The organism is Thermaerobacter composti (assembly GCF_033582035.1).
In the GTDB taxonomy this organism is placed as follows: domain Bacteria; phylum Bacillota; class Sulfobacillia; order Thermaerobacterales; family Thermaerobacteraceae; genus Thermaerobacter; species Thermaerobacter composti.
In genome coordinates, this window is the sequence record NZ_CP132508.1 from 171,502 (window position 1) to 191,068 (window position 19,567).

At 72.2% G+C, this 19,567-nt stretch carries 17 protein-coding genes; 16 read left to right on the top strand and 1 reads right to left on the bottom strand.

Annotated elements, in window-relative coordinates; all coding sequences use genetic code 11:
* Window positions 1–3: 3 nt before the first annotated feature.
* From fliS to Q5761_RS00825, 14 genes are all read left to right on the top strand, one after another.
* Window positions 4–1,092, top strand: a complete 1,089-nt coding sequence (gene fliS, locus Q5761_RS00760; protein ID WP_318750815.1) for a flagellar export chaperone FliS — start codon at window positions 4–6, stop codon at window positions 1,090–1,092.
* Window positions 1,089–1,529: a hypothetical protein gene (locus Q5761_RS00765; RefSeq protein ID WP_318750816.1), complete on the top strand. Its 441-nt coding sequence runs from the start codon at window positions 1,089–1,091 to the stop codon at window positions 1,527–1,529. The genes fliS and Q5761_RS00765 overlap by 4 nt, the downstream gene beginning before the upstream one ends.
* Window positions 1,530–1,869: 340 nt before the next feature.
* Window positions 1,870–3,117, top strand: coding sequence for a methionine adenosyltransferase (gene metK / locus Q5761_RS00770; protein ID WP_318750817.1), 1,248 nt, complete (start codon window positions 1,870–1,872; stop codon window positions 3,115–3,117).
* Window positions 3,118–3,431: 314 nt separating this feature from the next.
* Complete coding sequence (locus tag Q5761_RS00775) at window positions 3,432–3,932, top strand: hypothetical protein (RefSeq protein ID WP_318750818.1); 501 nt, start codon at window positions 3,432–3,434, stop codon at window positions 3,930–3,932.
* A 44-nt stretch (window positions 3,933–3,976) separates the two neighbouring features.
* Window positions 3,977–5,647 carry a sensor domain-containing diguanylate cyclase gene (locus tag Q5761_RS00780; RefSeq protein WP_318750819.1) on the top strand — a complete coding sequence of 557 codons (1,671 nt, stop codon included), beginning with the start codon at window positions 3,977–3,979 and terminating at the stop codon, window positions 5,645–5,647.
* Window positions 5,648–6,250: 603 nt separating this feature from the next.
* Window positions 6,251–7,066: a ComF family protein gene (locus tag Q5761_RS00785; RefSeq protein WP_318750820.1), complete on the top strand. Its 816-nt coding sequence runs from the start codon at window positions 6,251–6,253 to the stop codon at window positions 7,064–7,066.
* 219 nt (window positions 7,067–7,285) lie between these two features.
* Window positions 7,286–7,795, top strand: coding sequence for a flagellar biosynthesis anti-sigma factor FlgM (flgM, locus tag Q5761_RS00790; protein WP_318750821.1), 510 nt, complete (start codon window positions 7,286–7,288; stop codon window positions 7,793–7,795).
* Window positions 7,796–7,908: 113 nt separating this feature from the next.
* A complete protein-coding gene (locus Q5761_RS00795; RefSeq protein WP_318750822.1) occupies window positions 7,909–8,511 on the top strand; it encodes a flagellar protein FlgN in 603 nt (200 codons plus the stop codon).
* A gap of 144 nt (window positions 8,512–8,655) precedes the next feature.
* A complete protein-coding gene (flgK, locus tag Q5761_RS00800; protein WP_318750823.1) occupies window positions 8,656–10,146 on the top strand; it encodes a flagellar hook-associated protein FlgK in 1,491 nt (496 codons plus the stop codon).
* Window positions 10,147–10,196: 50 nt separating this feature from the next.
* A complete protein-coding gene (gene flgL / locus Q5761_RS00805) occupies window positions 10,197–11,084 on the top strand; it encodes a flagellar hook-associated protein FlgL (RefSeq protein WP_135224735.1) in 888 nt (295 codons plus the stop codon).
* A 177-nt stretch (window positions 11,085–11,261) separates the two neighbouring features.
* Window positions 11,262–12,716, top strand: a complete 1,455-nt coding sequence (locus tag Q5761_RS00810) for a phosphoglucomutase/phosphomannomutase family protein (RefSeq protein WP_243123727.1) — start codon at window positions 11,262–11,264, stop codon at window positions 12,714–12,716.
* 715 nt (window positions 12,717–13,431) lie between these two features.
* On the top strand, window positions 13,432–13,995 hold the full coding sequence (hpf, locus tag Q5761_RS00815) for a ribosome hibernation-promoting factor, HPF/YfiA family (protein ID WP_318750824.1): 564 nt from the start codon (window positions 13,432–13,434) through the stop codon (window positions 13,993–13,995).
* 282 nt (window positions 13,996–14,277) lie between these two features.
* The gene (locus Q5761_RS00820; RefSeq protein ID WP_243123728.1) at window positions 14,278–14,976 is read left to right on the top strand and encodes a hypothetical protein; all 699 of its coding nucleotides are present in this window, start codon (window positions 14,278–14,280) and stop codon (window positions 14,974–14,976) included.
* Window positions 14,977–15,368: 392 nt separating this feature from the next.
* Window positions 15,369–16,313, top strand: a complete 945-nt coding sequence (locus tag Q5761_RS00825) for an HD-GYP domain-containing protein (RefSeq protein WP_318750825.1) — start codon at window positions 15,369–15,371, stop codon at window positions 16,311–16,313.
* Between the two features lie 97 nt (window positions 16,314–16,410).
* Here the strand turns inward: Q5761_RS00825 and Q5761_RS00830 are convergent, their stop codons facing one another.
* Entirely contained in the window at window positions 16,411–17,814 is a 1,404-nt protein-coding gene (locus Q5761_RS00830; RefSeq protein WP_318750826.1) for a transposase, read from the bottom strand.
* Window positions 17,815–17,971: 157 nt separating this feature from the next.
* Between Q5761_RS00830 and Q5761_RS00835 the strand changes: the two genes are divergently transcribed.
* Both Q5761_RS00835 and Q5761_RS00840 read left to right on the top strand, forming a co-directional pair.
* Window positions 17,972–18,454: an HD-GYP domain-containing protein gene (locus Q5761_RS00835; protein ID WP_318750827.1), complete on the top strand. Its 483-nt coding sequence runs from the start codon at window positions 17,972–17,974 to the stop codon at window positions 18,452–18,454.
* Between the two features lie 67 nt (window positions 18,455–18,521).
* Window positions 18,522–19,133, top strand: a complete 612-nt coding sequence (locus tag Q5761_RS00840; protein WP_318750828.1) for a DUF5317 domain-containing protein — start codon at window positions 18,522–18,524, stop codon at window positions 19,131–19,133.
* Window positions 19,134–19,567 lie beyond the last annotated feature (434 nt).

Sequence of the window (19,567 nt, forward strand, 5' to 3'; positions counted from 1 at the left end):
CCCATGCGACCCGATGAAGACCACCAGAACCCGAAGACGCGGCCGAACGGGAGGACGGCGGGACCCGCGGGGGCGGCGTCGACCGCGGGGACCGAGCCGGTGCGGACACCCAACATCTCCTCCCCTCCACGGCCATCCGGCACCGGGCCGGTCGACGGCGCGACCGTCCGCCCCGGGCGGCTGGCGCCGTCGCCGGCCGTCGCGGGGGCTGCCGTCCCGGGTCCGTCGGCTGCCCTGGCTCCCCGCTCCCGGCCGTTGGGCATGCCACGGCGGGCGGTGGCGCACCCCGCCCGCTCCTACGTGGCGACCCGGGTCCTGACCGCGCCGCCCCAGGTGCTGGTCTTGATGCTCATGGACGGGGTGCTGCGGGAGGTGGCGCGGGCGCTCCAGGTGGACGTCAAGGCGCGGGGCGGTCGCGAACGCCTCCACCGGGCCCTGACCCGCGCCCAGGACTTCCTGCGGGAGCTCATGCTGGCCCTCGACCACGAGCGCGGCGGCGAGCTGGCCGCCCGGTTGAGCGCCCTCTACCTGTTCTGTCAGGAGCGGCTCATCGAGGCCAACGTCAAGGGCGATGCCCGCCTGGCGGCTGACGCCGTGCGGGTGCTGGTCCCCATCCGCGAGGCCTGGGCGGCCCTCTGCTCCGGACGAACCGGCTCCCGTGAGCCCGCAGGTGGCCCGGATCGGGCCGCTCCCGCGTCCGCCCTGAACGACCGCAACGACCGCGGCGTCGCGCCGACCGGCCGCAGCCGGTCGACGACCCCGGATCCCACGGAGCCCCTGCAGCCCCTGCAGGCGCCGCCCCCGTCGCCAGGCCGACATGCCGGCGTACCGGCTCCGACACGGCCCACGACACCGCCCATGACCTCGCCCACGACGCCGCCCGCGACACCGCCCCCGAAGGAGGCGGAGGCCCTCGGCGCGCCGGCGGGCATCACCGCGCCCGCAGCATCCGCAGCGCCCGCAGCGCCCGCGCCGCCCGCGGCGCCCGCGCCGTCGCCCTCGCCGGCACCCGAACCCGAGCCCCCGCGACCGCCCCGGCGGTCGCCCGCCCACGGCGGCATCGCCGATGCCCGCTGGGGGGGCCGGCCGTGAGCGAGTCCGACCTCTGGGAGCTGATCCTCGAGACCCGCAAGGACCTGGACCGGTGGATCGAACGCGGTCGGCGGGCCCAGGCGGCCGCCGGCCGCGGCGACTGGGACGCCGCCCGGGCGGAGCTCGAGGCGCGCCGGTTCCTCCAAGAGCAGGTCAGCGCCAGGCTCCAGCGGTTGCAGGCAGGGGTCGGCCCGGAGGGACGCCAGCTGCCCGGCAGCCCGGCCGCCCGGCAGTGGCTCGCCCAGCTGGAGGAGCATCTTCGCCAGGCCCTCGAAGCCGACCGGCAGCTTCGGCTGGCCCTGGCCGTCCGTCACGAGGCCTTGGGTGAGCGGGCCCGCTTCCTCGAACAGGCGCGCCGCGCCGTCGCCGCCTACGCCCGCCACGGGCCCCCGCCGCCGGACCCACGCCCATCCCGCGTTCCCCGCGACGCCGATTGACACCGCCGTTCGGCGGTTGCTAGACTAACCTAGGTTTGCACAGGGTTCACGTTCCCGCCGGTTTTCCGGGTCGGTTCGCCGGTCGGCGGATGCGGCGGACGTCCGACCGGTGACAACGGAGGGTCGAACCGTCGCGGCGCGTGTTGGGTTGATGGACTCCCCGGGCCTGGTGAACGCCTCGGGTGGTTCGCCCGGCGCGGGCCGGTTCGTCCGGGTGGAAGAACCGGCGGGCCGGCAGGTCCGCCCGCCGCGGCTCCGCCGGGGCCGCAGCCGCAGGGATGAAGGCTCCTTCTCCGCGGGAGAAGGGGTTCTTTTATCTCGCGGAAAGGGGGAACCCCGCGTGACGCGTGCCAAGGGCCGCCACCTGTTCACCTCCGAGTCGGTGACGGAGGGGCATCCCGACAAGATCGCGGACCAGATCTCCGACGCGGTGCTGGACGCCATCCTGGAGCAGGACCCCCAGGCCCGGGTCGCCTGCGAGACGGCGGTGACCACGGGCATGGTCCTCGTGATGGGCGAGATCTCCACGACGTGCTACGTTCACATTCCCGCCCTGGTCCGCGACGTGCTGCGGGAGATCGGCTACACCCGGGCCAAGTACGGCTTCGACGCCGACACCTGCTCGGTGCTGACCGCCATCGACGAGCAGTCGCCCGACATCGCCCAGGGCGTGCTGGACGCCTGGGAGGTCCGCCACGGCCAGGCGCCGGCCGACGAGTTCAGCCGCATCGGGGCGGGCGACCAGGGCATGATGTTCGGCTTCGCCTGCCGGGAGACCCGGGAGCTGATGCCGCTGCCCATCACCCTGGCCCACCGGTTGACGCGGCGGCTGGCGGAGGTGCGCAAGTCGGGTCTGCTGCCCTACCTGCGCCCCGACGGCAAGGCCCAGGTGACCATCGAATACGAGGGGACGCGGCCGGTTCGGGTCGACGCCCTGGTCGTCTCGACCCAGCACCGGGAGGACGTCAGCCGCGCCCAGCTGGAAGAGGACATCCGGCGCCACGTCATCGAAGCCGTCGTCCCCGCCCCCATGCTGGACGAGCGGACGCGGATCTTCATCAACCCGACGGGGCGGTTCGTGATCGGCGGGCCGCAGGGCGACGCGGGGCTGACCGGGCGGAAGGTCATCGTCGACACGTACGGAGGCTACGCCCGGCACGGCGGCGGCGCCTTCTCCGGGAAGGACCCCACCAAGGTCGACCGCTCGGGCGCCTACGCCGCCCGCTGGGTGGCGAAGAACATCGTGGCGGCGGGCCTGGCGGAGCGATGCGAGATCCAGGTCGCCTACGCCATCGGCGTGGCCCAGCCGGTGTCGATCCGCGTGGACACCTTCGGCACCGGCGTGATCCCCGACGAGGAGATCGAGGAGCTGGTGCGGCGGCACTTCGACCTCCGACCGGGGGCCATCATCCACACGCTGGACCTGCGCCGGCCCATCTACCGGCAGGTGGCGGCCTACGGCCACTTCGGGCGGCCCGAGCTGGACCTGCCGTGGGAGCGGATCGACCGCGCCGCCGAGTTGCGGGAGGCGGCGGGGCTTGGCCCGATGCCCGCCGACCCGCTGGCGGAGGTGGCGGTGACGCTCTAGCCCGGCGGGACCGTCTGGGAGATCGACCACGGCCCGGGTGGGACGAACCCGCCCGGGCGCTCGCTTTCGTGGGGGTTCGAAGCCCTGCGGGGCGGCCGGGGGCGGCGCACCGACGGGGACCGCGGGCGACGGCTCGTGGCCGCGCTGGTGGCGGCGGGCGACGACCGGCGGCCGCGGGTGACGACCGGTGGCGGCGGGCGACGACCGGTGACCGCGGGCGCGGATGCCGCATACCGATGGAAAGCGCGGGTGGGGCGTAGGAAGCGCGGGTTGCGCGGGGTTCGGCTCCCGCCTCCGCGGGGGTGTCGAGGCCCATGGGGGACGGCGCGGTCTGGTGGTTGCTGGCGCTGGGGCTGGCGGCGGGGCTCGCCGGGGTCGTCGGCGGGGTCCGGCCCGGGCGTGCACCCTGGAGCCGGCGCCCGCAGCGCCCGTCGAGCGACGGGGAGGGCGAGCCCTGGCCGCTGGTGGTCCTCGTGCGCGACGCCGCTGCCTTCATCGAGGGGATCGTCGACGAGCTGGCGGCCCTGGCGCCGGGTTCGCCCATCGTGGTGGTCGACTGCGGCTCCACCGACGAGACGCCGTGCATCGTGCAGCGCATGCGCCAGCGCGTGCCGACGCTGCAGGTGCTGTGCTGGCCCGCCGACCGCGGCGGGGGGCCCAGCCCGCTGGAGGCGGCGCTGTTCGTGACGGGCGCGCCGCTGGCCGTGACCCTGGACCTGACGAATCCCGGCCTCTTCCGGTGGCAGGATTTGCGATCCCCCCTCCTCCGGCTGCTGGACGCGGCGGCATCCGGCAGGAAAAGCATGACAGGCTGAGAATCATACAGCGACGCGAAACGGGGTGGGGGGCGCGATGGCCCGTGAGGTCGTGGTGTAACCCGCAGCGCCTGTACATCCTCCTGGTCGGCGTGAGCGGGATGGTGGCGCTGGTCCTGGCGTTGCGACGGTGGGAGCCGGTTCCCGCCCTTCCGCTCTTGATGATGCTCGGGGCCGCGATCCTCATGGACGCCTTCCCCCTCCCCATGCCGGGCGGCGGCGCCATGTCCCTGACCTTCGGCGTGACCCTGACCGCCCAGCTCCTCTACGGGACGCTACCCGCCGTCGTCGTCCACGTCCTCGGCAACCTCATCGGCTACGGCCTGCTCAACCGGCGGCCGTGGGAGCGCACCCTGTTCAACGCCGGCCAGTTCGCCCTGGCGATCCTGACGGCCGGCGCCGTGGCCACGGCGCTGGGCCTCCATCCCTGGCCCGCACCCACCGGCATCACCGTCCCGCCGCTCCACCTGGTGTTCGTGTACGTGGCGGTCTACTGGGTGATCAACAACGCCCTGGTGGGGATGGCCCTCTACTACCATCAGGCCCATCCGCCGCGGGAGTTCCTGCGGCTCTTCTTGCGCTGGCTTCCCGTCGACGCGCTGAGCACGGCCATCGCGGTGGCCGCCCACACGGTGGTGATGATCGCCTATCAGGTCTACGGCGTGATGGGCATGGCCGTCGGGCTGACCCTGTTCCTGATGGTCAACTACCTGCTGCGGCTGCACATGCGCCTGGTCGAGGCCCACCACGACCTGCAGTCCCTCTACGAGATCACCAAGGGGCTGGCGGGGGTGCTGGAGCTGGACGATGCCTACTGCTGGATCGCCCGGGCGGTCCGGCAGCTGGCGCCCTCCGATGCCTTCGCGGTGTACCTGGCGGAGGACGACGAGGTCCTGCGCCTCCAGCACGCCAGCCACCCCGACGCGGCCGCCATCCTGGGCCGGGTGGCCGGCGACGGCGCGGTGCGTCGGGCGGCCGCCACCCGCCAGGTGGTCGAAGAAGAGGGCGAGCCCACCCTGCACACCGCCGGGTTTCGACCCACCCGCGTCCTGGCCGTGCCCCTGGCCACGGACGAGCGGCTGATGGGGTGCCTTTGCCTGGCCCGGCGGGATCGCGCCTTCGGCGACCGCGAGCGGCGCCTGCTCTCGATCCTGGCCTCGCCCATGGCGCTGGCCATCCAGAACGGCCTGGTCTACGGCCGCACCCAGACCCTGGCCCACACCGATCCGATGACCGGCCTGTACAACTACCGCTACTTCAGCATGCGCCTGCGGGAGGCGCTGCGCCGGGCCGGCGCCGCCGGCCAGCCGCTGTCGCTGTTGCTCATCGACCTGGACAACTTCTCGGAGATCAACAACCAGTTCGGCCACCCGACGGGCGACGAGGTCCTGCGCCAGTTCGCCGCGGTGCTGCGCAGCGCCGTTCGGCAGCAGGATCTGGTGGCGCGGTACGCCGGCGACGAGTTCGTCGCCATCCTCCCCGGCGCCGGGCGGGAGGAGGCCGAGGCGGTGGCGGCCCGCATCCGCGAGGCCGTCCTGCGGCACCCCTTCACCGGCGTCACCGGCCAGATCGTCTTCACCCTGCGCTTCAGCCTGGGCTTGGCGGTCTACCCCTTCGACGGCCCCTCGGAGCACGACCTGATCGCCGCCGCGGATCGCAACATGTACCGCGAGAAGCGGCACCACCGGGAGCGGGACCGTCGGGAGCACGCCTGACGAGGGGGCGGCGGGCGTGCGGTTGCCCGCGGGGGCCCGTGGGCCCGGTGACGGCTGCTGGACGGGGGCCGGCCGCTCGGGCCGGGCGTGCGGTCCCCTTCGGCGCTGCCGGGCCCGCTGTGGGGCGGGGGCGGCTGCCCGCGAGGGCGTGGGTTGCCCTTCGGCGTCCGGTGACGGCTGGCGGGCGGGGGCGGGGGGTGGCCGGCCGCGGGGGCGTCTAGCGCCCTTCGGTTTTGCTGCGCCCGTTGCCGGGCGTGGGCTCCCCGCGGCTGTCCGCAGGTGGGGTGGGCTGCCCTTCGACGTTCCGGTGACCGCTGCTGGGCGGGGGCGGGCCGCTCGGGGCGGGCCTGCGGTCCCCTTCGTCGTTGACCACACCGGCTGCTGGGCGGGGAACTCCCGGCGGCTGCTGGCCGTACTTATGATCCAATATCTGGATTTCGAGCGCCGGCGAGTGTATAATGTTGGAAGCAGGTGACGGCGACGGGCAGCGCCGTTGCCGGTGGTTGGAGCGTTCCGGTTTGCGTCGACGGCTGGGGGAGGTGGACGGCCGCGGGTGCGGCAGGACATGTCCGCACCCGCCGACGGGTGGAGGAGGCGAGACCGGTGGGGGGCGGGCTCTGGCAACCGGCCGCTGCCGCGGGGTGGCGAGCAGCTCACCGGCTCTGGGCGTTCCTTCGCGAGGAGCTCCTGACCTGGCTCTTCCCTTGGCCGCCCTACTGCCTAGGCTGTGGTGTCGCCCTGCCCCATGGGCTCCGGGACGAACCGGCCCTCTGCGACGCCTGCGGGGTCCGGCTCGCCCACGGACCCGGAGGCCGGTGCCCGACCTGCGACCGTCCTGCCTGGCTGGCCGATGCCGAGGGGCCGTGCAGCCAGTGTCGCAACCTGGGTCCGCCGTGGGTGGCGGTCCGGTCGGTGGCGACCTACGAGGGTCTGATCCGGCGATTGATCCTGCGCATGAAGTACGGGGACGAGCCCTACGTCGCCGAGCTGCTGGGCCGGAGGATGGCGGCGCGGGCGGACGATTGGCCCCGGGACCTGGTGGTCGTGCCCGTGCCCATGCACCCGGAGCGGCTGCGGCAGAGGGGGTACAACCAGGCCGCGCTGCTCGCCCGCGCGGTGGCGCGGGCGAGCAGCCGGCCGCTGGCCGAGGGGCTGCTGGTGCGGGCCGAGGCCGGCGGCGCCCAGGCGGCCCTGGGCGCCGCCGGCCGGCGGGCCAACGTGGCCGGCGCCTTCGCCCCAGCGCCCGGCGCCCGCCGCCGGGGGCTGGCGGGCCGCCCCGTGCTCGTGGTCGACGACGTGCTGACCACCGGCCGAACCCTGGCCGCGGTCTGCGCCGCCCTGCGGGCGGCGGGGGCCGGGCCCGTATACGGGTTGACGGCGGCGGTGACGCCCCTCGCGCCGGGCCGGCACCACTCCTGATGCGCGTCATCCGCTATGAATGGCATCGGGGGTTTGCCCGAAAACACGGGTGTACCCCTCGCGACGCAGGCCCGCCCGGCTTGGGGAGCGCGGGTACCCGGCTCCCGGGTGCGAGGAGGGCGTAGCCCGCCAGACGGTGCGGCTCGGAGTGCGGACCGACCGGACGACGCTGCGCCGTGGATGGCCTGCGGCGGGCCTGAGGTGGAGGAGGGCGGGGCGATGATCATCTCGCGGCAACAGGTGCTGAGCGCGCTGAAGGCGTACGCGATGCAGCCACCGGCCACGCCCGGGGCGGGTGGTCCTGCTCCCGTTGGGCCCAACGGCAGCGTCCGACCCCCGGCGGCGGGCGGGCCGAACGCCGAGGCGCCGGTGCGGGGCGTTGGCGGCGGGAAGGACGAGTCGTCGGTTTCGTCGCTCCGCCGCAGGGACGCGTCCGCGGGGGCGCCGACGCCTTCCGTCCACGGCCCCGCCGGGTCGTCCGGCGCGGCGGCCGCCGGCGGCCCCCAGGGGCCGGGTCGGCCGCCACGGGATCGCGTCGATCTCTCGCCCGCCGCCGCCACGGTCCAGCGGCTGGTGGCCGAGGCCCGGGCGTTGCCCGACGTGCGCCAGGAGCGGGTCGAGGCGTTGCGCCAGCGGATCGCCCGGGGTGCGTACCAGGTGCCGCCGGAGCAGGTGGCCGAGCGCATGTTGCGCCGGCTGCTGGTGGACCGCGCCCAGGAGGGGCGGTAGTCGTGGCCGCCGAGGGGCGCAGCGCCTTGCCCGCGGCCCGCGGGGCCAGCCCCGCGTCGTCCCCGGCGGAGCCCGGTGGGTCGACGACCGGGTCTTCGCGGGATCCAGCCGCCGTGTCGCGGCCCGTCATGGCGGGGGGACCCCGATCGCCTTCGGCGGGGGAGGCGTCGGGGACCACCGGGGCGGAGGCCATGGACGGGCGCGAGCCGATGCGGTCGCGGGCGGACGCGCTGTGCCGCGAGCTGGTCGCCCGGACGGCGGCACAGCTGGAGCCCTGGTCACGCCTCCTGGAGGCGGCCCGGTCCCTGGGCGAGGCGCTGGTGGCCGGCGACCCGGCGGCCATCGAGGCGGCCGTGGTCGAGCAGGAGCGTTGGCTTGGGGTGATCGACCGGCTGGAGCGACGGCGCTACCGGCTCCAGGAGGAACTGGCCTCGGCCTGGGGCCTGGCACCCTCCGCCCTGACGTGGGAGGCGCTGGCCCGGCGCCGTCCGGAACTCGGGGCGGAGCTTCGGCGGGTGCGGGATGCCCTGCGGGCGCGAATCGAAGGGGTCGAGGCGGAGAACCGCCGGAACCGCGCCCTGGCCCAGCAGGGCTTGGCGTGGAGCCGGTTCGTCCTGCAAGGCGTGGCCGGGGCGTCGGCCCACACCGCCCCAGCCTACGGCCGGGACGGCCAGCGCCCGTGGCGCCCGCCGGCCCTGATCGACCGCGCCTACTGACGCCGACGGCCGGCTCCGGCCCCCGCGCGAGCCATCGCGCAAGCCGCCAAGTCGAAGAATGCAGGCGATGAACCGGCACGCCGCGGGCTCCCGGGGCCGGGCCCGGGCCGCGGCCCGCCGCGATGCCAGCGAGGGATGGCGATCATGCGCAGCACGTTCTTCGGCCTCGAACTCGCCCGGCTGGGCATGTGGGCGCAGCAGCGGGCCCTGGATGTCACCGGGCACAACATCGCCAACGCCAACACGCCGGGGTACTCGCGCCAGGTGGCCCGCCTGACGCCCACCCCGCCCTACCCGCCGCCGTCGCGGACCTTGCCGGTGGAAGCCGGGCAGGTGGGGACCGGCGTGCAGGTGGAGGCGATCGTGCGGGTGCGCGACCTCTTCCTGGACCGGCAGGTGCGCGACCTCCAGGGGCAGTTGGGGCGGTGGTCGGTGCGGTCGCGGACGCTGGCCGAGCTGGAGACCATCGTCGGCGAGCCCTCGGACGCGGGGCTGGCCCGGGCCCTGGGCGACTTCTGGGAGGCGCTGGCCGTCGTGGCCAACCGGCCCGACAGCCTGCCGGCCCGCACGGCGGCCGTCCAGCAGGCGCACACGCTGCTGGAGCGCTTCCAGACCGCGGACCGGCAGCTGGCGGACTTGCAGGCCAACCTGGATGCGAGCCTCGTGGCCCGAACCGACCGGGTCAACCAGATCCTCGCCCAGCTGGCCGACCTGAACCAGCGAATCCGGGTGGCCACGGGCGCGGGGCAGCAGCCCAACGACCTGCTGGACGCGCGCGACCGGCTGGTGGAGGAACTGGCCGGCCTGCTCCCGGTGGCTGTCACCGAGCGGGCGGACGGCAGCGTGCGGGTCGACGTCGCGGGGCTCGTCCTGGTGGACGGTCCGGTGGCCCACCGGCTGGTCGCGGAGGAAGAACCGGCCGGCAACGGCACGGCGGTGCGCCTGTACTGGGAGCCGGCGCCCGGGAGCGGCGGCTCGGGCGGTGGGGCGCCGGATCCCACGACGCGCCAGCCCCTCGACGCGACCCTGCTGGAGGGCGGCGAGATCGACGGGCTGCTGGAGGCGCGGGACGGGCTGGTGGCCGGCCTGCGGGAGGATCTCAAGGCCCTGTTCTTCGGCCTGGCCGAGGCCGTCAACGCCATCCACCGGCAGGGCTACGGGCTGAACGACTCGGCGGGAGCCGGTGGCGGAGCGGGCCGGGACGTGTTCCTCCTCGGGGCCGGCGACGACCTGCACGCGGTGGTGGTGAACCCCGCGCTGGACGATCCGGCCAACTTCGCGGCGGCGGCCGAGCCGGGCGCCCCCGGCGACGGGCGGATCGCGCTGCAGCTCGCCCAGCTGCGGAACCAGCCCCTCGCGCAGCTGGGCAACGCCACGGCCCAGGACTACCTGGAGAGCGTGGTGGCCGAGCTGGGCATCGCCGGTCGGCAGGCGCAGGAGGGCCAGCGCACCACCGAGCTGCTGCTCGACCAGGTGACGGTGCAGCGGGAGAGCGTCCGCGGCGTCTCCCTGGACGAGGAGATGACGCAGCTCATCCGGTACCAGCACGCCTACGCGGCCGCGGCCCGTCTGGTCACGGCGGTCGACGCCATGCTCGGCATCCTGATCGAGCGCACGGGCGTGGTCGGCCGCTAGGGGATCCCGCCAACGAGCGACAACGAGCGAGGGACGGGGAGGCGAACCCGGTGCGCATCACCGGCGGCATGATGATCACCACGCTGCTGGCCGACCTGCGCCGGGCCCAGCAGCGGCTGAGCACGTACCAGAACCGGCTGGCCTCGGGCAAGCGGGTGCAGCGTCCCTCCGACGACCCCGTCGCCACGGTGGACAGCCTGCGGCTTCGCGCTCGCCTGGCGGAGGTGGAGCGGCTGCGGGCCAACGCCCAGGACGCCCGGGACTGGCTGGAGATGACGGACGGCGCCCTGGACCGGGCGGGCCAGATCGTGCAGCGGGCGCGGGAGCTGGCGATCCGGGCGGCATCGGGCACGCTGCCCGACAGCTCCCTCGACGCCATCGCCGCCGAGGTCCAGCAGCTGCGCGACCACTTGCTGGAGGTGGCGAACAGCACCCTGGGCGGCGTCTATCTCTTCGGCGGCTACCGGACGAACCAGCCCCCCTATGCCGTGGACCCCGCAAGCCCGACCGGGGTGGCCTACAACGGCGATGGCGGCGCCATCGAGCGGGAGATCGCCCCGGGGGTGACGTTGGCGGTCAACGTCCCCGGCGATGCGGCCTTCGACCCGGCCTTCGCGGCCCTTGCCCAGCTGGCGACGGCCCTGGCGGCCCGCGACCTGGACACGGTGGGGGGCGCGGCCGTCGCTGCCCTCGACGATGCCCTCGACGGCCTGCTGCGCTGGCGGGCCGCGGTGGGGGCCAAGGCGAACCGCATCGAGCTGGGGTTGAACCGGCTCGACGAGGTGCGCATCGACACCGAGCGGCTCCTGAGCGACGTGGAGGACGCGGACATCGCCGAGACCGCCATGCGCCTGGCGGTGTCGGAGGCCGCCTACCGGGCCGCCCTGATGGCCGGCGCCCGCATCGTCCAGCCCACCCTGATGGACTTCCTCCGCTGACAGCCGGCCAACGGACGGCCGGCCTACGGCGCGGCGGCTCGCTGCGGAGGGCGGCCGCCCGCTCCGTGCCCCGGCCCCGGTCCGACGCGCGGCCGGCTCAGGGCCCGGCGGCTCGCCGCCTCGGCCGGGGAGGAACCCCCGCGCCGGTTGCGAAGGTTCCACCGAGGTGAGCGCCGGGTGAGCGACGTGTCGATCCGCTTCGGGACCGACGGCTGGCGAGCCGTCATCGCGGAGGACTTCACCTTTGCCAACGTGCGTCGGGTGGCCTGGGCGCTGGCCGAGCACCTCCAGGCCAGCGGCCGGGCCCGACAGGGCGTCGCCGTCGGCTACGACTGCCGGTTCCTCTCCGACCGGTTCGCCGCCGCCGTGGCCTCGGTGCTAGCCGCGGCGGACATCCCCGTGATCCTCTCTCCCACGGCCTGCCCGACCCCGGCGCTGAGCTGGGCGGTGGTCTCGCGGCGCCTGGGGGCGGGCGTGATGATCACCGCCAGCCACAATCCCCCGGAATACAACGGCTTCAAGCTCAAGGGATGGTTCGGCGGCCCCGCCCTGCCGGAGGAGACGCAGCAGCTGGAGAGCATTCTCGCCCGCCAGGAGGCGGCCCGCCGACCGGGTCAGGAGCCCCCGCGGGGGATGGACCTCGACGAGGCCCGCCGCCTCGGCCGCGTCGAAGAGGCCGACCTGATCGGACCCTATGTGGAACAGCTGCGCCGCTTGGTGGACTGGGAGCGGTTGCGCTCCGCCCGCCTGCGGGTGGTGGTGGACCCGATGCACGGGGCCGCCCGCGGCATCCTGGCGCAGCTGTTGCGGGAGGCCGGCCTCGAGGTCACCGAGATCCGCGGCGAGTGGAACCCGGGCTTCGGGGGGCTGGCGCCCGAGCCCATCGCCCGCAACCTGGGACCGGCCATCGAGGCGGTGCAACGCCTTCAAGCCCAGGCCGTGCTGGTCACCGACGGCGACGGGGACCGCGTGGGGGCGGTGGATGCCACGGGCGAGGTCGTCGACGCCCAGCGGATCTTCGCCCTGCTGCTCCAGCACCTGGTGGAGGTGCGAGGCTGGCGCGGGGCGGTGATCAAGACCTTCGCCGGCACCCGCATGGTCGACAAGCTGGCTGCTCGCTACGGCCTCCCCTTCCGCGAGACGCCCATCGGCTTCAAGCACGTCTGCGAGCACGCCCTCAAGGAAGACGTGCTCATCGGCGGCGAGGAGAGCGGCGGCATCGGCATCAAGAACCACATGCCGGAGCGGGATGGGTTGCTCTGCAACCTGCTGTTGGCGGAGATCATGGCCACCCGCGGCCGGACCCTGGCCGAACAGGTGCGCGCCCTGATGGCCGAGATCGGACCGCACCACTTCCAGCGCAGGGACCTGCGCCTGTCGGCGGAGGGGAAGGACCGGCTGCTCCGGCGCCTCGCGGAAGACCCGCCGTCTCGCCTGGCAGGGTGGCCGGTGGAGCGGGTGGACCCGTTGGACGGCTACAAGTTGATCTTCGGACCCAGCCGCTGGATCCTCTTCCGCGCATCGGGCACCGAGCCGGTGGTGCGGGTCTACGCCGAGGCGGAGTCGCCGGAGGCCGTGGAAGCCCTGCTGGCCGACGGCCTTCGCTTCGTCGACGCCGTCGCGGGGGCGTGAGCCGACCTGGCCACCGGCGCCGCGCCCACCGCGTCGGACCTGCGGGGTGGAGCCCCCGCGTCGGGCCTCCGCGGCCCCGCGGCACCGCGGGGAGCCTGCGGCCTCGAGCCCCGGGCCGGACGGCGTCCGGTCGCGGCGGCGGGCAGGCGGCGGGGGCACGGAGGCACGGTGCCGGCGGCACACCCCTCCATCGACAGCCGGCGCGGGGCGGGGAGCCGGTTCGTCCGACCAGGTTCGATTCGACAGGTTCGATTCGAGGGGGCCCGGTCACGCGGGACCCCCTCGCCGTCTCGTGGTGCTCGAATGTTCTCGGCACCCATGGCGCCCGGCGCCCTGGCGATCGCGAAGGTTGGATGGGAGCGGCGACGGGATGGAAGGGGCAGGATGATTGGTTATCCCCAACCCTATGAACACTGCGAGAGTCCACCACGGGCCGTCATGGCGCAGGAGAAGGCGCGGTTATCAACAGGTCATCCACATTGTCCACATGCCGTGACGGGTACACTATCCACACCGGCGCAGGTCCCTTCCTGCGATCGCTTCCATCCCCTGGACGACGTCGTCGCAGCCGTCGTGGTGCAACGGGCCCTGCGCGGCGAGCCGGCGCCCGGCCGGCGGGCCGGGAGGCGGCGGCGACCCACGGGCAGGCAACGGTAGGAAGAGACCGATCCCACGCGGAACTCTTCTATACGTTCAGGGGAAGGAGTGAGGGCCGTTGAACATTGCCATCTATGGCAAGAACCTCGACGTCACCGACGCCCTCAAGGAGTACGCCCGCAGGAAGGTCGGCAAGGTGGCCCGGTACTTCAACGATACCCCCCTGCAGGCGCAGGTCACCCTGAGCATCGAGCGCGACCGCCACATCGTCGAAGTGACCATCCCTCTCCCCAACAACGGCCTCCTCATCCGCGCGGAGGAAGACTCCGAGGACATGTACGCCTCCATCGACCTGGTGGTGGACAAACTGGAACGCCAGATCCGCAAGTTGAAGACCCGCCTCAATCGCAAGGCCCGTCGGCTGGAGGCGACCACGGGCCAAGCCCTGCCCGAATCCGAGACCTCGCTGGACGAACCGGCCCCGGCCGACGCCGAGGAGGAGGGACGGGTCGTCCGGACCAAGCGGTTCCCCCTCAAGCCCATGACCGTCGACGAGGCGATCCTGCAGATGGATCTGCTGGGACACGACTTCTTCGTGTTCGCGAATGCGGCCACGGGCGATGTCAACGTGGTCTACCGGCGTCGCGACGGGCAGTACGGCCTGATCGAGCCGGAAGCCTAGCGGGGCCCTGGCGGCGTCATCGCCCTGCGGTCGGCGGGCCGGTCCGAGGACCGGCCCGCCGTCGGGACAAGCCCCCTCCAGCGACCCTGGGATCCCTTGCCCAGCCGACCCCCGCCATCCCGTGTCGAACGGTGTCGGGCCGCAAGGCCGCGAACGGACGAGGGCGACGCCACTCGGCCATGGAAAATGGGACTGGGCCGTTGGCGCAGGAGCAGGTTAAGGTGAGGAAAGGAAGAACCGACTTTTCCTGACATGCGGGCCGTCCTTGCGGCCAACGGGAGGATGTTGCAGGTGTCGCAGCCCTCGTCGTGGTTCGACAACACCGCCAAGGCCATGGAGTCGGCGCTGCTGGGGCTACCCGGCGTCCTCTCGTCCCACGTGGAGGTCGACGCCGAGGGCCGCGTGCAAGCGATCCACCTGTTGGCGGGACCGGGTCGCGCCGAGCACCAGCTGCTTCGCGACGTCCAGTCGCTCATGGCCATCAGCTTTGGCCAGGAGGTGGAGCGCGGGATCGTCCAGGTCACGCGGGTGGGCGGCGGCGACGAATACGGGCAATCGCGCCTGCGGCTGCTGCGTCACCGGCTGGAGTCCGAGGGGACGCAGGTCGGCGTGGTGGTCGAACTCGGCAACGGGGACCAGGTCTTCCGGGGGGAGGCCCGCGGGAACCGGTCGCCCACGGCCTTGCTGCGGATGGCGGCGGTGGCGACCGCCCGGGCGGTGGTGGCCGCCCTCTACCGCATGGTGGAGGTCGAGGTCTTCTCGGTGCAGCGGGTGCGTCTGGGGCACCGGAGCGTCGCGCTGGTCGGCATCACCGCCGGCGGGGGCATCCTGTCGCCGCAGGAGTACGTAGGCGCGGTGCTGATCAAGCTCGATGAGACGGAGGCCACCTGCCGGGCGGTGCTGGATGGGGTCAACCGGTTCTTCGCCCTGGCAGGCCAGATGGCACCAGAAGGAACTGGCGGACAGAGCACGAATGTCTAGAAAGCACGCAATTGGCATGGATTGCCGGGTCGGTGAACCCTTCACAAAGGGGTGGGCGTCGAGGCACGGTCCGTTCGGGCTTCGGGCTCCGACCCCAGCCGCGACCCCTCCGCGGACGGTGGTGACGGCCAACAAAAGGGTTCTCAAAGGTTTCGGTTACTGTGACCGGGATCCAAGCAGCGTGGCCATGAGCGGAGGCTGCCACCGGGCGATCGAGCGATCGCCGCGGGGCAGATTCGGTGGAGCGATCTGATCATGGCCCGTGCGATCAAGGTTCTGCTGCTGTTGGCGACCCTGGTTCTGGCGGCTGGGTCGAACTACCAGGTCAGCTTCTGACCGCCTCACCGGTCACAGTAACCTCCTTTCTTTGCTCGGTGAAGCGAGGTCAGACGATGGTCGTTCCGCAGCTGCGGTGGCGTCCGGGCTATTTCGCATACATCGTCATCACGGCCGCCATTGTGGTGGCTCTGGAACGGGCGATCGCGCCTGCGGACCTGTCTGATGTATTGTCCTTTTACTTCTTTGCGGTAGCCGCCGAAGCATTCCCCATTCCGGTTCCGCCGCTCAAGGGATCCATATCGCTCGGTTTCGTCGCCATATTTGCTGCGATCTTGTCCGAAGGGCCGTTATGGGGAACGCTGATCGCAGCATTGGGCACCATCCGCCCAATCGATTTTGATGGCCGCATTCCACTCCGTGGCATCCTATATAACCGATTCCAGTTGGGCCTATCCGCTTTCATTGCTGGTCACGTGTACCATGCGCTTGCAAATGGAGCCGACATAACAAGCCGGCAATCCATTGCTGGTTTCCTTCTGGCGGCTCTGGTCTACTTCATTGTAAACGTCGGAATGTTTAGCGCATATGTATGTCGATTCAAAGGGGTTCGTCTCGCCGGCGTCGTCCATCATTTGAAGACCATGGGTATGGTCAACTATGTAGCCCTCATGCCCTTGGCCTACCTCATCTCGGCGATCCATCGCTGGGTCGGCCCCATCGGGATGGTCCTCTTCCTGCTCCCCCTTGTCGTGGCTCGCTTCTCCTTCAAGCGGTATCTCGACGTGCGTCACATGTTCCTGGGGACGATCCGCGCCCTGGCCCTGGCCCTGGAGGCTCGGGATCGCTACACGTATGGTCACGCCGATCGGGTGGCAAGGCTTTCGGTCGAGATCGGCAAGGCCCTGAACCTCAGTGACGACGAGCTGGAGCAGCTGGAGTACGCGGGGATCCTGCACGACATCGGGAAGATCGGCGTCCGGGACGAGATCCTCAACAAACCGGGGCGGTATACGCCGGATGAATACGAGGAGATGAAGAGCCTGTTGCACCGACCCTGAGAGATCGGGCCTAGTGGGAACGTACCGGGTCGATTCGCTCATGTCACATGGGCTGACGGTCAGGACTGTGTAGGCCGGCGGCCCGATCGTGACCCTTCTACGCCAAGCCCGCCACCGTACATTCAAAGGGCAAGGTGGCGGATCGCTCCCTGACCCTCCGCCAGAGCTTCAGCAAGTTGTGGGTCAAGCAAAGCAGCTTCCACTCGCTGTCACACGCCGCCAGACCCCGACGGAGGAACCGGTCGGCGCCTCGCACGGTCTTGATCTGCCCGAACACGGGCTCCACGGTCTGGCTGCGCTTGGCGTAGATCGCCTGTCCTCGCCGGGTCCGCAGCTTGCGTTCCATCCGCTCCCGCAGGCTCAGCCCTTTGGGGATCCGGCCCCGCGGAGGGGGTGCATCCTTCCAGGCTTGGCGCTGCTTCCACTCCTTGCGCGTCGCCAGGAAAAGTTCCGGCCCCTCGACCGGCGCCTGCTTCACGTTCGCCTCGCTCCAGTACCCTGCGTCGGCCACCACGGCCCGGATGGGTTTGTCCACGCCTGCTGCCTGGAGGTTGGCTTGCGCCTGCTGGAGCATCGGGTGCAGTTGGCCCACGTCGTTGGCGTCCTGCGTCACCGCCGCGGCCACGATGAGCTGGTCTTCGGTCACCACCGCCTGGGCGTTGTACCCTTGCACAAAGCCCTGCCGGGTCTTGAGGATCCGGCTGTCCGGATCCGTCACGTTGGCCTTGGCCGCCGGATCCACCGAGGCATCCGGCGCCTTCGGCTTCCGTCCCCGCCGCTTCTTGCCAGTCGCCTGCTCCTGCGCCTTCCGCTCCTCGATGCGGGCCTGCAGCCGAGCCGCTTCCCGGGCCGCCTCGTCCTCCAGCCGCCGCTTGCATGCCTTCAGCCGCTCCAGCCGGCTCTGGCGGGAGCGCAGTTCCTCCGGCAACTCATCCCCACGGCGCCCGGGGCCGTACCGCTCCTCTTCTTCCCGGTCCGTGGCCTCCGCCTCCCGGAGCATCTTCTCCACTTCCTGGCGAATCACATCATACGTTCGGTTGGCCGCCAGCGAGGCGTTGGCCTTGACTTTCGTCCCGTCCAGTGCCACCACGCCGACCTTCCCCAGCCCCGCTTCGCGGCACAGCCGCAGCACCTGGGTGAACAGCGCGGCCAGCTCCCGCTCGTGGCGCTGGCGGAAGCGGGCGATGGTCACGTGATCCGGCTTCTGGTTGGCGGTGATCACCCGGAAGGCCACGTCCTCGAGGCACAACCGCTCGATCCGCCGGCTCGACCGTTCGCCGACGCAGTAGGCGTACAGCAGCAGCGTCACCATCATGGTCGGGTCGTAACTCTCTCCGCCCCAACCGTCGGCGCGGTACTTCTCGTAAAAGGCCCGCAGGTCCATCTGCTCGACGGCGTCGATCAGAAACCAGGCCAGGTGATCCTCAGGCAGCCAGTCGCGAAGGCTCGGTGGGAGCAGGTACAGTTGGTCGCGGTTCACCGGGCGGAAGTTGTAGGCCATAGGAACACCTCAGGCAATGGCGAATTCCAACCGATGCTTTCACTTAACCTCCCGGGGCTGCAGTCCTGCGGAAATACCTGGGTTCGTGAAACAGGCTCCCAACCGATGCTTTCACTTAACCTCCCGGGGCTGCAGTCCTGCGGAAATACCTGGGTTCGTGAAACAGGCTCTGAAGCGGCACCCCGTCATCGGGGCGCGCATCGTCAGCGGCATCGAGTCGCTGGACGTGGTCTCGCTCTGGATCCGGCACCATCACGAGCGCTTCGATGGCACGGGCTATCCCGACGGACTGCGGAGAGAGGACATCCCCCTGGGTTCGAGGATCCTCGCCGTGGCCGACGCCTTCGACGCGATGCTCTACGACCGGCCGTACAAGGCCGGGCGGCCGCTGCCCGAGGTGATCGAAGAGCTCAAGCGGTGTTCGGGGACCCATTTCGATCCGCGGATCGTCCGGGTGGTCCTGGACCTGATGTCCAGTCCCCAGCGGGTGGCGGAGCTGACGCGGCCTCCAGAAGTCCGGTTCGTGGAGCGGCTCGCGTCGCTCTACGGACTGAGGCCCCCCGTCCCGGGCTGGCGGGAACGGCCGCTGGTGGTCGAGGAGGTTGCGGGCGCGGAGGAACCGGTGGATCCGCCGGGGTAGTCTACTCGTGGAGACCCCTCGATGGGGGGCGTCCCGGAGCGAGGGCGTCGGGCGGAGGCGTTGGAGGGTGTTCCTGGCGAGTCTCTTGCTGGCCGTGGCCATCGGGTGGATCCGGGGCGGTTCGGTGAAGCGGATCGGGCGACTGCCCCTGCGGTGGGTGGGCCTCCTGCCGGTTCCGCTCATCCTGCGTTCGATGTTGCAACACCCATCGTCCGTTCACCTCCCGTGGGTGGTGCAAGGGGCCGAGATCCTCCAATTCGTCGCCTATGCCTTGCTCGTCGTGTTGGCGATGGTGAACCGCCACCTACCGGGGTCCGGGTATCTCATCGGCGGCAGCCTCGCCAACGCGCTGGTCATCACCGCCAACGGCGGGCGCATGCCGGTCAGCGAATGGGCGATCCACGTGGCGGCCCACGACCTCGAGCGGGCCGCCGCCGTCGCCAGGCTGGCCGGGGGCGACAGCCTGACCCATGAACTGCTGGGGCCGGAGACGCGGCTGCCGTGGCTCGCGGACATCATCCCCCTGCCCCGGCCGTTTCCCTTCCCCTCGGTGGCCAGTGTCGGGGACGTGCTCATCGCCGTGGGACTGATGTGGCTCGTGATCGCGGCGATGGGGACGAGGCACCCGGCGGGGCAACCCGTGGCGCCTGTCGGCGGGACCGGCAGGGGCAGGCGGTGATGTCAAGGATGCCGTCCATCCCCGTTCCGTCGCGCGGGCAGCCGCTGCGCAGGGAGCCCGCCCCCGTCCGGCTGCGCGGGCGGAAGGGGCCGCACGGCGGCGGAGCGCGCGCCGGATGGACGGGGACAGCGAGGAGCGAGCGGCGGGAAGCGGGAAGCGGTCCAGCGGTCCGACCGGGCCGTGCGGCGGGAAGGGGCCCGGGCGGCCCGCGGCGGACGGGGTGATGGATGCCCGCGGCGTCTGGGGTGATGGGTGTCCGACGCGACGCGCCGACGTCGCCGCCCGGGTGGGCCGATGTCGCCGCCTGCGTGGAATGCCCCCCTGCCCGCGTGGAATGCCCCCCATGACCATGCTAGAATAAGGAGGACGCGCGGCCGGTCGGTCGCTGGCCGATCGGCCGTGCCCGTGTTCCCATGCCCGGACGCGGTCGACCC